The 14,146-nt window shown below is 49.2% G+C and carries 15 protein-coding genes and 1 pseudogene; 8 read left to right on the top strand and 8 right to left on the bottom strand.

Annotated features, from left to right (window positions below; genetic code table 11):
• The first annotated feature begins 55 nt into the window (after positions 1-55).
• Positions 56-2,929 (top strand): T6SS phospholipase effector Tle1-like catalytic domain-containing protein, encoded by a 2,874-nt coding sequence (locus tag FHQ23_RS09850; RefSeq protein WP_139614169.1) that lies wholly within the window; start codon positions 56-58, stop codon positions 2,927-2,929.
• A 282-nt stretch (positions 2,930-3,211) separates the two neighbouring features.
• On the opposite strand, the gene FHQ23_RS09845 is transcribed toward FHQ23_RS09850, so the two are convergent.
• Both FHQ23_RS09845 and FHQ23_RS12605 read right to left on the bottom strand, forming a co-directional pair.
• The gene (locus tag FHQ23_RS09845) at positions 3,212-3,760 is read right to left on the bottom strand and encodes a Rossmann-fold NAD(P)-binding domain-containing protein (RefSeq protein WP_267963686.1); all 549 of its coding nucleotides are present in this window, start codon (positions 3,758-3,760) and stop codon (positions 3,212-3,214) included.
• Positions 3,761-3,772: 12 nt separating this feature from the next.
• On the bottom strand, positions 3,773-3,919 hold the full coding sequence (locus FHQ23_RS12605; RefSeq protein ID WP_267963685.1) for a hypothetical protein: 147 nt from the start codon (positions 3,917-3,919) through the stop codon (positions 3,773-3,775).
• A gap of 237 nt (positions 3,920-4,156) precedes the next feature.
• On the opposite strand from FHQ23_RS12605, the gene FHQ23_RS09840 reads away from it, so the two are divergent.
• Together FHQ23_RS09840 and dcm are read left to right on the top strand one after the other, a co-directional pair.
• A complete protein-coding gene (locus FHQ23_RS09840) occupies positions 4,157-4,885 on the top strand; it encodes a PmeII family type II restriction endonuclease (RefSeq protein WP_139614168.1) in 729 nt (242 codons plus the stop codon).
• Between the two features lie 50 nt (positions 4,886-4,935).
• Positions 4,936-6,213 carry a DNA (cytosine-5-)-methyltransferase gene (gene dcm / locus FHQ23_RS09835; RefSeq protein ID WP_267963684.1) on the top strand — a complete coding sequence of 426 codons (1,278 nt, stop codon included), beginning with the start codon at positions 4,936-4,938 and terminating at the stop codon, positions 6,211-6,213.
• Between the two features lie 237 nt (positions 6,214-6,450).
• Here the strand turns inward: dcm and FHQ23_RS09830 are convergent.
• From FHQ23_RS09830 to FHQ23_RS09810, 5 genes and pseudogenes are all read right to left on the bottom strand, one after another.
• Positions 6,451-6,618, bottom strand: a pseudogene (locus FHQ23_RS09830) (cell filamentation protein Fic); the annotation flags it as partial.
• Between the two features lie 123 nt (positions 6,619-6,741).
• The gene (locus FHQ23_RS12420) at positions 6,742-6,891 is read right to left on the bottom strand and encodes a hypothetical protein (RefSeq protein ID WP_176552299.1); all 150 of its coding nucleotides are present in this window, start codon (positions 6,889-6,891) and stop codon (positions 6,742-6,744) included.
• A gap of 18 nt (positions 6,892-6,909) precedes the next feature.
• Positions 6,910-7,848, bottom strand: a complete 939-nt coding sequence (locus FHQ23_RS09820; RefSeq protein WP_176552298.1) for an alpha/beta hydrolase — start codon at positions 7,846-7,848, stop codon at positions 6,910-6,912.
• A gap of 131 nt (positions 7,849-7,979) precedes the next feature.
• A complete protein-coding gene (locus FHQ23_RS09815; protein WP_139614164.1) occupies positions 7,980-8,906 on the bottom strand; it encodes a poly(ethylene terephthalate) hydrolase family protein in 927 nt (308 codons plus the stop codon).
• Positions 8,907-9,088: 182 nt separating this feature from the next.
• A complete protein-coding gene (locus FHQ23_RS09810; RefSeq protein ID WP_139614163.1) occupies positions 9,089-9,313 on the bottom strand; it encodes a YMGG-like glycine zipper-containing protein in 225 nt (74 codons plus the stop codon).
• Between the two features lie 136 nt (positions 9,314-9,449).
• Here FHQ23_RS09810 and FHQ23_RS09805 point away from each other — a divergent pair, with 136 nt between their 5' ends.
• From FHQ23_RS09805 to FHQ23_RS09795, 3 genes are all read left to right on the top strand, one after another.
• On the top strand, positions 9,450-9,974 hold the full coding sequence (locus tag FHQ23_RS09805) for a TetR/AcrR family transcriptional regulator (protein WP_267963683.1): 525 nt from the start codon (positions 9,450-9,452) through the stop codon (positions 9,972-9,974).
• A 143-nt stretch (positions 9,975-10,117) separates the two neighbouring features.
• Positions 10,118-10,639, top strand: coding sequence for an IS200/IS605 family transposase (tnpA, locus tag FHQ23_RS09800; RefSeq protein ID WP_139614162.1), 522 nt, complete (start codon positions 10,118-10,120; stop codon positions 10,637-10,639).
• 83 nt (positions 10,640-10,722) lie between these two features.
• The gene (locus tag FHQ23_RS09795; RefSeq protein WP_139614161.1) at positions 10,723-11,079 is read left to right on the top strand and encodes a glutathione S-transferase C-terminal domain-containing protein; all 357 of its coding nucleotides are present in this window, start codon (positions 10,723-10,725) and stop codon (positions 11,077-11,079) included.
• On the opposite strand, the gene FHQ23_RS09790 is transcribed toward FHQ23_RS09795, so the two are convergent.
• A complete protein-coding gene (locus FHQ23_RS09790; RefSeq protein WP_139614160.1) occupies positions 11,076-11,996 on the bottom strand; it encodes a DMT family transporter in 921 nt (306 codons plus the stop codon). The two genes, FHQ23_RS09795 and FHQ23_RS09790, sit on opposite strands and share 4 nt — an antisense overlap.
• 172 nt (positions 11,997-12,168) lie before the next feature.
• Here FHQ23_RS09790 and murB point away from each other — a divergent pair, with 172 nt between their 5' ends.
• Both murB and FHQ23_RS09780 read left to right on the top strand, forming a co-directional pair.
• Positions 12,169-13,191, top strand: coding sequence for a UDP-N-acetylmuramate dehydrogenase (gene murB, locus FHQ23_RS09785; RefSeq protein WP_139614159.1), 1,023 nt, complete (start codon positions 12,169-12,171; stop codon positions 13,189-13,191).
• A complete protein-coding gene (locus FHQ23_RS09780) occupies positions 13,192-14,142 on the top strand; it encodes a biotin--[acetyl-CoA-carboxylase] ligase (RefSeq protein WP_267963682.1) in 951 nt (316 codons plus the stop codon).
• Positions 14,143-14,146 lie beyond the last annotated feature (4 nt).

Raw genomic sequence — 14,146 nt, 5'->3', positions numbered from 1 at the left:
CCCCGCCACAGCCCCCTCCCCCGCTGCTGCCACAGCGGCGGCCAGCCCGCCTACTGTGGTGGCGAATGCCGCAGACGAGCAAAAAAACGCCGCCATCCAACGCCAAGCCGATGAAATCGAGCAACAGCAAAGCCAAACCGCCGCCGGGCAAGGGCTGACTTTGCTGGGCATCCCGATCCACATCGAAATGCTGGGCTTATTCGATACGGTGGCCTCGGTGGGCTTGTCGCCGGCGCTGCCGTTTGTTTCCGGCCATTTCAGCTGGGCGGATCAAACCATGCCGCTGGAAAAAGCCGGGATGGCAGGCTTTGTTAAAAACGGCTACCACTTTGTGGCGGCGCACGAGCAGCGCAAAAGCTTTTCGGTGGACAGCATCTGCATTAAAGGCGGCTACCCCAAGGGCAATTTCCAAGAGCTGCTGTATCCGGGGGTGCATTCCGATGTGGGCGGCGGCTATCCGCCGGGGGAACAATACCGCGCTTTGGACGGCATGGGGCATGTGCTGTCGCAAATCGCCCTGCACGATATGTATGCCAAATGCTGGCAGCATGGCATGCCGTTGCAAGTCCATGCCGAGCACCCCGACTTGGCCGCAGAGCTGGCCAAGGTACTGGCGAGCAATAGCCGCTTTAAGTTGCAGCACTATGAAAAAATGAATCGCAACGTCGCTGAAGAATTCGATGTACAGCTGCCCTTGGTGCAGCGCTTCAACCAATGGCTGGCCTCGCTCTCGGCCGGGGATCTGCCCAAAACCATCGAAGCGCAAACCCACCATATTACCGCCTGGCGGATTTACCGCTGGCTGAGCCGGGATATTGCGGGCTATGCGGACCATCTGGGCGTGATGGGAACCGGCGATCTGGATACCCGCGATTTAAAGGAAAAGAAAGAACAAGTGCAAGCGCGCGAAGCGCTGATCCGCCGCAAACGCCAAGCGCTGAACGATGCCTATCTGGGCAAAGCCCCGGCGCAGCTGACAGCGGAGGCGGCGCAGCTGGCGCAGGAGGAAGAAGCGGCGTTGCTGAAGCAGGCCGGATTGGCCGATATCGAGCATAGCGACGAACTCTTAAATGCCGTGGCCAATAAAAACTATGTGCCGGGCAACGACGGTTGGGATTTGCTGGAAGCGGCGATGGAATTTAAAGCGGACTACTTCCAGCAATTCCGCATCGAAAGCTTTATGTCGGTAGGCCAGATACTGAATGTGGCGATCGGCGGCAGCATGTATATGCTGAACAACGACAATGAAGCGGAAGAGTTTAAAAGCATCTATGACGAAGGCAACACCCTGTATTACGGCAATGGTGCCGAATCCGGCGGCGGCGCATCCAACGGTTCATCCAACAGCCTATCAGCGGCGGCAGCGGTCGCTTTGCCCGCCGGGCCGGTTGCCAAAGGTGAAGATAGAGCCGATGCGGGTGAAGATACGGCCGATACGGCGGGCGGCAAAGAAGGCCAAGCAGAATCGGAAGGCAAAGAAGATACGGCCAAAATCAGAGACATGTTCCGCCAAGCCGACAAATTGGCGCTGTCCAGCGGAACGGTCTTAGCCATGCTCAGAGCGCAACAGGCCGGAACACGCGGCACCGAACTGATGAAAGTGGGCTTGGACGCGGCGCTGGAGCGGTTAAAAAAAGGGAATGACAGCCAAGCGGCTCAAGCGGCGCTAAAATTGAAGAAAGTGCCCGGCGGCTATCCTACACAGCATGCCAAGTTGGTTGAACTGTTTGACGAACAAATACACGATTCCCGTGCCTGGTTTATGCACCAAAGTGCGATTATGTCGCGCGAGCCCTTTACCGATTACTTCCGCTACCGGCTGGTTTTTAGCGGCCGGGTTTCCAACAAACCCCTTTCCCCGATTATGATTGCAGACCGCATCGTCGGTTTGGCCGGTATTTCGCGCAGCGCGTATTTGTCGATCAAATACCGCAATCCGGCCTATTTGCTGATGGGCTTGAATAATCCGACGTTATTTGTCGGGGAGCCGGCCATTCAGGCTTTATACACCGCGGCGGGCGACTACGAGCGCATTCTCATCGATCCGGAAACCGGCCGGATAGCGCCCACCACGGACAATGCCAAAGCCTTATGGGCATTCACCGAAAACATGCAAAAAGCCGTCGAAGAGATGAAGAACGATTTGGCCAACACCGATCCCTGGAGCCGCGAGGACTTCCAAAACCGATTGGCTGATCAAATCCGACCGCACTTGAATGAGACATCGCGGAACTTGGAACAGATAATCCGGCTTCTCAACCAACGTTCGGACGAAGCCCAAGAAATAGGTGATATGGAGCAATACACGGCCGATAAACGGCTATTGAAGCAAATCAGCGAACAGCACGATATGATTGAAACCGATCTGGCGCAAAGCGATGGCATCAGCCCGGCTGTGCCGACAGATATTGCGGGCAACGGCGGTGCCGATTCCGGAGCACCGGCGATGTTGGGTTTGCCGTCTATTGCTTCGGGTTTGCCGGTTGGCAGTATTGCAACGGGTTTGGCGGATACGAATGCCGCTGCTGCCCCATTGGCGGAGATCACCCCGCAGAGCACCGCAGATTACCTGCGGGCCGAATTAATGCGCTATCAAAACAGCTTGCAGCAAAACGGCGACAATGCGGTGGCATTGTTACACAACGGCGTGGGTGACCCGCAGCAATTGGGCAGCGTCTTTTATAACAATGCGGCAGGTGATATTACGGAACAAAGTATCGAACGGATCAGCATGGCGGCATTGAAAGACTTGGGTCTGGACATAGAGGCCAACGAATATATTCTTGAAAATCTATCGGATAAAAGCCAAGATGGTATTATTCGCCTGACACAGGATTTACGTTCGGGCCGTGTGCCGGACGAGCTTCGTTCGTTGCCGGCGGATAAGCTTGAATTAATGCGAACCACATTGGAAAAATGGATAGGTTAGGAGGCGGTGCTTGATGAAACAGCAATATTATTCAGAGGCGCCTTAATCTGCCGTAGATTGTGCGTTAAAACGGCACGCAATACCGCCACGCTATTTGGCAACGGGCGAGCTAGTACAGGTGTTGTCCGATTATCCCGAATACTGGCTATCCGCTGCACTTGATTTACGCCGCCCACCGCCAGCCATCGGCGATCTTGCGGGCGTATGTGGCGTTTTGTGTGGGGTGGTTGGGGCAATGAAATAGGCCGTTTGAAACCGTGCTTTGATGCTAAAAGTGCGGTTTCAATCGAACAAGCGCCAAATCTCCTGTGCCTCCATAATCCGTGTTCCCGTGTGCTGCTGTTTCACCGCGCGGATCATTGCGGCGGCGAGCTTATCAGTTGCCAGTGGAGTTTGTGATTTAAATAAACCTATTGTATTCAATAATTTGAGAAGTTTAGTACCCCATATTTCAGCAGGGCGGTCGCTGTCGGGGCGCAGCAGCAACGGCGGGCGGAAAATTACCAGCTGCTCAAAATCCAACGCCTGCACCGCCTGTTCCAGTTCGCCTTTTATTCGGGGATAAAACAGTTTAGCATTCGGCGCAGCGCCGCCTGCCGACACCAAGGCCAGCGTGCCGACCCCATTGGCGGCGGCAGCTTGGGCAAACGCGAGTTGGTAGCCGTAATCCACTACTTGTTGTGCAACCTGGCTGCCTGCCGCTTTCAGCGTGGTGCCAAGGTAGGAAAACAGCACGTCGCCACGCACCTTGTCGCGCCAGCTTGCGCTGTCGGCAAAATCAATCCGTTGCACGCTAAGTTTCGGATGTTGAATGCCGACATCATGGCGCACGAAAATCTCGACTTATCCGAATGCGCTGTCGTTCAGCAATTGCTGTAACAACGCTTTGCTGGTTGCGCCGCTGGCGCCGATAATCATTGCTTTCATATTTGATTCCTTATTGCCCGAGTGGATATCCCCAGAATAGCGAAATTTACCGTTAGGTTTCAAGCATTTGCAGGAATGAATCAAGCCAAAGTGCGGTTTCAGACGGCCTGTGTTTGCCAGACTACATGTTTATAAAGGATGGACGTGGGTAAATGTGATTACTCTGATATATGCAGGGGAATGATTAAGGGTATCGAGTTAACTTTAAAAGCGTTGAACATTCTATCTTAAAAATCAGTTTTTTAAGCGCTGTGAATCTTTTATAATCCCAAACTATGGAAAATAAAAGTGAGGTTTGGCATGTCATTTAATCAAAAACAAAAACAGGATATTTTAAACGCTGCAAAAACATGGTTTAGAGAGACAATTGCGTCAAATCATATCAAAAACACCGAGAAATTGATTGACCCGAAAGAGTTTAATATTAATCCGTTTCTGACGGTTTATTTGGCCAATTTTTTAACCGGTAATTCCAATGCTGAAAGTATTGCTAGAGCGTTATTGTACCCGCGCGTATTGGGAACGTCCATTAGCACTTCTTTCGGGCAGAATATGCAAAGTTTTATCAATGTTATTCAGAATGCGGTAGGCAGTGCCGCCAGCGGTATGGACATTGAATTTACCGATCAAATAGACGGTCGAAAAAAATACTGCCAATTAAAAGCCGGTCCGAATACGATCAATAAAGACGATGTAGAAACGATAGCCGGACATTTTAAAGCAGTGCGTAATCTTTCCAGAACCAATAATCTCCGTATTCCTAACGATGACATGATTGTCGGTGTACTCTATGGAGAGCCGGATGATTTGAGCAGTCATTACAAACGTATTACCCGGCAATATGATTATGATGTTATTGTCGGGCGGGAGTTTTGGCACCGCTTGAGCGGTGATGAAAAATTTTATTATGAATTGATTCAAGCTGTGGGCTCTGTTGCGTCTGAAGCTGATTTTAGTGAAGATTTGGAGCAGGTTGTACGCAAGTTAGCCGCAACGGATATTGTGCAGAAATTGAGTAACCATGAATAAGGTTTGACGTTTGAGAAAAATCAGGATAAATTGTCAATCATAAAATAACCATGACTAATGTTTATCTTGAAATTATGCAAAGCCCACAACACTACACAATAGCCCAAGTTGCAGATATCTTGGGGGTATCCAAAGAAACGTTACGCCGCTGGGACAGAAACGGTACGCTTGTGCCTGAACGCCAGTGTGACAATAATTACCGTTTGTATGCCAAAGAGCAGTTGGTGAGATTTGAAGAAGCCCAATTGCTGTTCAACAGCAATTGGCTGGAAGAATACGATACAAAACCGATCAGGCCCTACCGCTTATTGGAACTGTTTGCCGGTGCCGGCGGTTTGGCCGTGGGTATGGAATTGGCTGGTTTTCAATCGGTATTGCTGAATGAAATTGATCCTGCTGCCTGTAAAACATTACGTAAAAACCGCCCTGAATGGAATGTGGTTGAGGGTGATATTGCGAATATTGATTTCACGCCGTTTCACGGGCAGATTGATATTCTTTCAGGCGGTTTTCCTTGCCAGGCATTTTCTTATGCCGGCAAAAAATTGGGTTTTGAAGATACCCGAGGCACACTTTTTTTTGAATTTGCACGAGCTGTAAATGAAACCCAGCCTAAAGTATTCGTAGCTGAAAATGTACGTGGTTTGCTGGCACATGAAAATGGCAGTACGTTAGAAACCATCAAAAATATTATTGATGAATTGGGCTATTTTCTGGTTCCGCCGCGCATATTGAAAGCTATTTTTTATAAAGTGCCGCAGAAAAGAGAGCGCCTGTTTTTAATCGGTATCAAGAAAGATTTGGCTGATAAAGTTTCTTTCCGGTGGCCTTCCCCTTATTATCGGATTATGACTGTAAAAGACGCATTGAAAGCAGGAGATTTATATCCTACCGATGCTCCCGAATCCTTCGGGCAAAAATATCCCCAACGTAAAGAAGAAATCTTGGCGCAAGTTCCACCCGGGGGATACTGGAAAGATTTACCGGATAACCTGCAACGGGAATATATGCAGAAAAGCTATTTTTTGGGTGGGGGAAAAACAGGTATGGCACGCAGATTATCGTGGGACGAACCCAGTTTGACACTGACTTGCGCACCAGCGCAGAAGCAAACCGAACGTTGTCACCCTGAAGAAACACGCCCTTTGACAGTGCGTGAATACGCTCGAATTCAAACGTTCCCGGATAGTTGGCGGTTTGAAGGGGCATTGACAGCCCAATATAAACAAATCGGCAATGCCGTGCCGGTCAATCTTGCTTATGCTGTCGGCAGATCTTTGGTAAGGCTGTTGAACGAGATTGAAGAAACAAGCCACCTCGGTCTGTAGCATGTTTTACCGTAAGCACACGTAATTTCTAAGTATTTCAATCCATCAAACACAAGGCCGTCTGAAACCGTACTTTGACCTTTTCAAACAGGTGAAGGGTTTCAGACAGCCTGTGTTTTAACATGAACCGCTAAATGGCAGGGCGTGAATAAATCGTTAGCTATGCTCAAACGCTGTGCCTGCAGAAAAATAACGCCCACTTGTTCTGTAACAACCGTAGAAAAAACATACTGGCAATTATTGTTCCAAAAATCGATCAAAATCACGCTCAAACACCTTATCCTGCACCAGCCGATATTTCTCAAACCCACTCAACGCATGGGCTGTGGCGGTTTCGGCGGTGATTTTGCCTGCATCTTGCAAGACGGCGCGGTCGGTGAATTCTAAAAAGCGGTTGAGGCGGGTTACACCGCTCTTTCAGAATTGGTTTTATAACCGACGGCGATAATGGCGGCGATAAAATTGAGATACTCCACTGCCGATGCGCGGCCTATTAATCTCATCTAAACCGCAGTTGATATTTTAAAATCAAGTGCGGTTTTGCAATTGATCCGCACTGCCTTTCCCCGACACAAAGCGGCGCTCCTCTGTGCGGGCTGGCGCTGCCGAGCCGACACAGGATAAAGAATCATCAAAGGCTGCCTGAAAAGTTTCAGGCAGCCTTTGATTATGAAGCATGGGATTATTGAATATATTTCATTTCACAGGCAAATAGGTTGCCAAATACTCATTGAGTTTTTGCATGTATTCGGCACGTTTTTGCGGTTCGCCCAGCAAGGTATGCCCTGATTTTTCAAAAATAAATACATCGTGCGGTACGTTATTGGCTTGCAGGGCGTTGGTCATCGGCTTGGTGCTAAACGGCATGATGAAATCTTTTGCCCCAAACGCCATCAGTGCGGGCGGGCTGCCTGCATTGACCCAACGATATGCTTCAATCGGTTTGACGATTTCTTTGTATACGCCGTTTGTCATCATCTCGGCGGTAATTTTTTCGCCGGATAATACCGATAAAAATTCGGCCGATTTGGCAGCATCGGCACCGCCTTTGGCATTATCCACTTCAAAGCTCATCGGGCCGACCATGCCGAAGCTAAACGCAATCGGTACAGGGGCGGTGCGTCCGTCGCGGTAGGCATAAATCGCCGCCAGCCCATGCCCGGCAGAGCCGCCGCCGATGGCCATTTTATCAATCGGATAGCCGAGTTCGCGGGCTTTGGCGACCACTTGCGGTATGGCCGTTTTGATTTCGTCCGACATGGATTTGACCGAAGCGGCAGGGTTTGCTTTGTCTTTCAGGGTGTAGTTGATCCCTGCGGCAACATAGCCTTTTGAGGCAAACCATTGCAAAATCTTGGCATCATCGGCCTTATCGCCTGTGGTAAAACCGCCGGCATGCAAATACACCACCAAGCCATAATGCGCACGTGTTTTGTTTTTCGGAACATACAAATCAAATTTGTGGGCGGGCTGGTTGCCATAGGCAAAGTTTGGGTAGGTTGTGCCGACGGCTTGCCAGTTTTCCACTTTCATCAAATCCGGGGCGGTCAGCGCGTCATGCAGCATGGCCACGCCGTTGCAGGCGGATAATAAAACCGCCGACACGGCGACGGCAGCAAGATGAAACAATTTCATAACCCATCCTTCTTTAAGTAAAAATTGCGCCAGCCAAGGATGACTGCAACGCATAGATGAACGAAATGCCGTCTGAAACCGCACTTTCACCCGATAAGGTTTCAGACGGCCTTTTGATTCACCATCAATAATTAGCGCACGTTTTTGCTTTGCACATTCTGCCAATTGCTGTTTCGGCTGATTTCGGCGTTTTGCCCTACAAAAACTTGTCTGGCTTGGGCATCATTATTCAGCGTGTATAAAAACCATGCCGCCATATAGCCGTTTGGCACATACAGCATAGAGCCGTGGTCTTCGCCTTTGCGTTGTGCCATTACTGCCGTGCCGTTGATTTTATTGAAGTTGTTTTTAAGCGAACTCAAAGGGGCGATGCCGCCTGCGGTTTCATCAGGCTTGCCTGCATCAAAAACGCCGGTGCCGGAGGTTTCAAAATAGGGCACCTTGATTTTGCTGATGTCGTAATCCCAACCTAAATCCCGTGCCAAGCGGTGCTGGGTGGTGCTAGCGGTATAGACCGAGCGGATAAGGCGGCTGTTGGCTTGTGTGGTCGCGGCATTGATGGCGCCGACGCCGCCTTGCGAATGCCCGGAGACGCCGATTTTAGCCGGGTTGATTTTTTGATAAAGCGGGCTGGTTTTGTTTTGATTCAGCGACAAGGCGAAATCCAAGCTGCCTGCCACGCCGCTGCCCGTCCACGATGTGCCTTCTTGCGAACCGATGACCACAAAGCCGTGGCTCGCCAAGTGTTGCAACACCGCTTCGTATGACGACACTTTCATGCCGGTGCCGTTTGCCAGCACAATCAAGGGGTACTGGCCGCCTGTTTGCGGATAATACACGGTGAAATAATCCTGCGCTTTGTTTGCAGCCGGGTATTTCTGCACCGCCACGGCATATTGCCCCATTTGGCTGTATTGCTTTTCGAGCGGGGCGTTGGTTTGCACGTGGGTGATTTTTTCCACTTTCACCGCAAAGGCTTGTTCGAGGGCTTGGCAGCCTGCCAAGCCGAGCAAGCCCAGCACGGCGACGGCGCTTAGGATGAGGATGGTTTTTTTCATACGTCAGACCTTTTGTACATCGGTTAAGGGGGTGATAAATACGTTGCCAAATACTGTATCACTTTTTGCATATATTGCCGATACTGCTTGTCGTCACTTTGCAAGCCATGCAAGGTAATGATTTTTGATGGGGTAAAAGTCATAACATATCCGCCAAATTCAGGCTGCCTGAAAATACAGGTTTAGCGATAGTAGCGCTGATCGTTTTTATTGATCTGGCTGCCGATAACCCCGCCCAATGCCGCCCCGCCCAATGTTGCGCCGGTGTCGCCGCCGATCAAATGCCCCGCCGCACCGCCGATCACCGCCCCGGCCATCATATTGCGTTGCTGTCTGTCCATACTGCCGCAGGCAGCCAAGCTGCCGACAAGGGCGAACATCATCAAAAAACGGCTGATCATTTGCATAAAAAATTCTTCCAACATCATGATTTAAAAAAGCTTGTTAAAAAGTGATACATCTGTAACAATGCGAATTCTAATGATTGCAGCACACCCAAACAAGCAAAAAATCAAAACTGAAACACATTGGCAGATTTGTAACATGAGCAAACCCACATTAAACCAAACCATCAAAAACCGCATCAACCAAGCCCTGATTGGGCTGATGGCACGCTATGATTTTCACGCCATCACCATCACCCAAATCACCCAAACCGCCGGGGTGAGCCGCGTGTCGTTTTACCGCAATTTCAACAGCAAAGAAGATATTTTAATCAAAGCCTTGCGCGGCGATATCGAACAGCATTTTTACCGCACCGCCCAAAGCGGGCAATTAACCAACCACCGGGAATTATTCATGGCTATTTTTGCCTTTGTGGAACAAAAAGGCGATATCGTGGATTTACTGTATCAAAATGATTTGTCGCATATTTTTTTGGCTTTTATCCGTGAGTGCTGCGGCGCAAAGCCCGAATCGGACAACGACACCGCCTATCACCACTCCTTGAATATGGGCGTGTGCTTTGGTGCGCTCGATGAATGGATACGGCGCGGCAGGCAAGGCACGGCGGCGGAAATGGCGGATAAAGTGGCGCAGGCGTTGGCCGCGATATTGGCGAAGTGGTAGCCCATGGCTCGATGGCAAGACTGCACTTTGAATCCATACGCTATGCGTATGGAATCAAAGAGCTTAAGCGATGAAAAGAAAAAATCCTCCGATATAATGAACAAGGCTGACAACCAAAATTCAAGATATAGGAGGATATGCCAATGGCAAGTAAGTCCAATGACGATTCGAGTCTATCACACACAAGATGGAACTGTAAGTATCACATAGTCTTTATCCCAAAATTCAGACGAAAAGCGATTTATGGGAAATTACGAATGGATATAGGCAGCATATTACGGCAGTTATGCCATTACAAAAATGTCAAAATAATAGAAGCCCACGCAATGAAAGATCATATTCATATGCTCTTAAAAATTCCGCCAAAGCTAGCAGTATCAAGTTTCATGGGATATTTAAAAGGGAAATCGTCGCTCATGATTTTTGAAAGACATGCCAACCTAAAATATAAGTATGGAAACCGACATTTTTGGGCGAAAGGTTATTATGTAAGTACAGTGGGTTTAAATACAAAAGTTGTAGAGGAATATATCAGGAACCAGGAAAAAGAAGACACGATTCAAGATAATTTATCGAAGAAAGAATATGTGGCCCCCTTTAAGGGTAAACCACAGAGTTATTGTACAGTTGTCAGTCTTTTCACATGCCCCTTGAGGGGCATGTGAAGTACTAGGCCCTTATAGGGTAGCCGAAAAACCGCACGTTTCACGTGCGGATTGTTATTGATCCCGCCGGTGAACATTTTTTGATGAACACCATGCTCGGCGGTGCGCCTGAGGAGATGAGAGGCGCGATTGCCGCCGCCCAAGCCGATATTGAGGCGTTGCTGGGCTATATGGGCGACAATGCGTTTTTCTTCGGCAACAAACCCACCGGCATCGATGCTACCATCGCCGGGCTGTTTGCCAACTGGCTGGTCAACAACGTTGATTCGGCGTTGAGCGATTACCTCAACACCGCCCACAGATTACGGATTATGTACAGCGCTTTGAGCGAGTGGTGTTTGGTAACAATTAGGGATAACTTAGGCACAAACCGGCAATCCATTATACTGAGTGCTAAAAGTGCGGTATGGCGAGTCGTTATGCTGATCAGTTATATCTAGCGAAACCGCACTTTGCGTCGCTGTCGTTGCCTACCGTGTTTGCGCCACAGTAGCAGACGATAGCGCAATTGTGGCTGCAGGCGGTAGGCAAAAAGTGCGGTTAGAATCAGTATGCAGCCCAAACCTTTTTGCCAGGTGATGATTTCGCCCAACAAGCTGACGCTCAATAACAATGTCCAGACTGGTTCTAGAATCATAATAATCGCGGCGTTGGTGATTTGGCTGTGTTTCTGTCCAATCGCTTGCAACAGAAAGCGGAAGCCGGTGGCAATCAGCACGCTGGCGGCCACCCAGTTCCAAGTAGTCAAGGAAACGGATTCAGGCCAAGTTTCGAACGCCAGTGAAAACAGTCCGCAAGACAGCCCGACCATACTGAGTTGAATGGTGGTCAACGGGAGTGCGGGAATCGATTTGGAGAATTGGTTGTTCAGTACAAAAGAGGTTGCTGCCGCCAGTGAGGAGCAGAGAAACAGCAGATTGCCTAACGATAAGTGTAAACCGCTGCCGGACGCCAGCAAAAACAACCCGGCGGCAGCAAGTGGTAAACAAAACCAGAACATTCGCTGTGGGCGGTGTTTGAATACCAGCCAGGAGACCAGGGGCGCAAGCAGCATCGACAGACTGACGATAAATGCACCTTCGCCCATATTTTCGGTATAACTCATGCCCTGCACCCACAAAAACAGGTTCACGCTGAACGCAGCGCCGACCGTGACCGCACTTTTAAGTTGTGCGTTGGAAAGACGGCGCAGTTGCGGGTAGGCAAAGGGAAGAAACAACAACGCAGCTGCCAAAAAACGCACACTGATGAAGCCTGCCGGCGGCAGTGCCATTAGCGAATATTTGGAAAACAGCCAACCTGAAGCGGCTAAAATACTCACCACCAAAAGAATCAGTTCACCACGATATTTTTGCACGCGTTTTATCCATTTTTATGTTTAGTAGCTTTATTATATCCATTCCTGAAGCCTCTGCGACAGCGCAATCGTGATTTATCTGAAATTTCTGATTGCTCATTGTTGTTTGATCAGTAAACTAAGCGCAATGATCGTATTGCAACAAACCCTATTTATTTATCGAAGAGATTTTATGCAAAATTTACAACCGTTTCATACTTTCGCCTTGCCGCTACAAGCCAATCAGATTATAGAAGTTGGTTCGGTTGGGCAATTGTTGCAATGTTGGCAGCAGTATGCCGGACAAGCACGTTTATTGCTCGGGCAAGGCAGTAACATACTGTTTTTAGAAGATTTTAACGGTGTGGTTCTGCTCAATCGAATCCTCGGTATTCAGCACCGTGAAGATAGCGAGTACCATTATTTGCATCTCGGCGGCGGCGAAAACTGGCATCAATTAGTCACTCGTTGCGTTGAATTGGGTTACGACGGTTTAGAAAACTTGGCGTTGATTCCCGGTTGTGTCGGCAGTGCGCCGATTCAAAATATCGGAGCTTACGGGGTAGAATTTAAAGACGTGTGTGAATATGTTGAAGTACTGGATTTGAAGTGCGGTCAAATCCAACGTTTCAGCCGAGCAGATTGCCAATTTGGTTATCGCGATAGCTTGTTTAAACATGCGCCTTACGACCAAGACTATGCGATTGTTGCGGTCGGCTTAAAATTGCTAAAACACTGGCAGCCACAACTTCAATACGGTTCACTTGCCCAATTGGATCCACAAACCGTCAGTGCCAAACAAATTTATGATGAAGTTTGTGCGGTGCGGCGTAGCAAGTTGCCGGATCCAAAAGAATTTGGCAATGCGGGCAGTTTTTTTAAAAATCCCAGTGTTAGTCAGGTGCAATATCAACGGCTGATAGCGGAGTATCCGGCGATGCCGGCGTTTGCGCAAACCGACGGTACCGTGAAATTGGCAGCCGGCTGGTTGATTGATCAATGTGGGCTGAAAGGGCATCAAATTGGTGGTGCAGCGGTACATCGGCAACAAGCATTGGTGTTGATCAACCGTGACAACGCTCAGCCCGAAGACGTACTGGAATTGGCACGTTATGTGCGTCTGCAGGTGTTGCAAAAATTTAGGGTAGCGCTACAGCCCGAAGTGCGGTTCTTTGATGCCAACGGCGAAATTGACAGTGAACAGGCGATCAGCTAAATGTTAGATCAAACGCTATTGGAGTCGGTTTTAGTCTTACTTGCCGACGGCAAACCGCACTTGTTAATGCCGATGCCGACTGAACAGCAGCGTGCGATTTTGCAGCAATTAGCAGCATGGCATTTGCAGCCACAGCAAGATGCACAACAGCGCTATCAGCTTGCTCGTCCGCTGGATCTGTTGGATCAAACGGTCATCAACCGCATGTTAGAGCAAGGTTCGGCACGGGTGTTTCGCTGTCTGGATTCGACCAATGAATTTTTGTTGAATGACAAAAACTTGCCGTCCGGCACGGTGTGTACTGCTGAAATGCAAACCGCCGGACGTGGGCGGCGTGGGCGAGTGTGGTATTCGCCGTTTGCACAAAATCTCTATTTTTCACTATTACGCCATTTTCAACAAACGCCGGAACAGCTGAAAGCGATTAGCTTGGTCACGGCGATTTGTATTGCCGATACGCTGGTGGCGCTTGGGGTGCGAGGGATCAGCATTAAATGGCCAAACGATATTTATCTGCATGGGCGTAAATTAGGCGGCATCTTGATCGAAAGCCGCCGTTTCAGCACTGAAACGCAGGAATTGGTGATCGGTGTTGGCTTGAATTTGGCTATGCAAACCAGCGCCGCACAACAGATTGATCAGGCTTGGGCAAATTTAAGCGAAAGTGCGGTTCGGATTGAACGCAACCGCCTGGTGGCGACATTGGCGAATCATTTGCAGCGTGCTTTTACACAGATAGAACAGGGTAATATCCGCCACTATCTGCAACGTTGGCAGGACTATGACCATTTTTATCAGCAGCCGATCACTTTGCTGCTGGAACAGCACTCGATTTCCGGCATTTGTTGTGGGATTGATCCACAAAGCGGTGAGCTGCTGCTAAAAACTGCCGATCAGCAACTGCAACGCTTTGCGATTGGTGAAATTTCACTACGCGCTTTATCAGCATAATGAC

This window comes from Testudinibacter crocodili (assembly GCF_006228025.1).
In the GTDB taxonomy this organism is placed as follows: Bacteria; Pseudomonadota; Gammaproteobacteria; order Enterobacterales; family Pasteurellaceae; genus Chelonobacter.
This window is presented reverse-complemented; position numbering and strand designations above follow the sequence as displayed.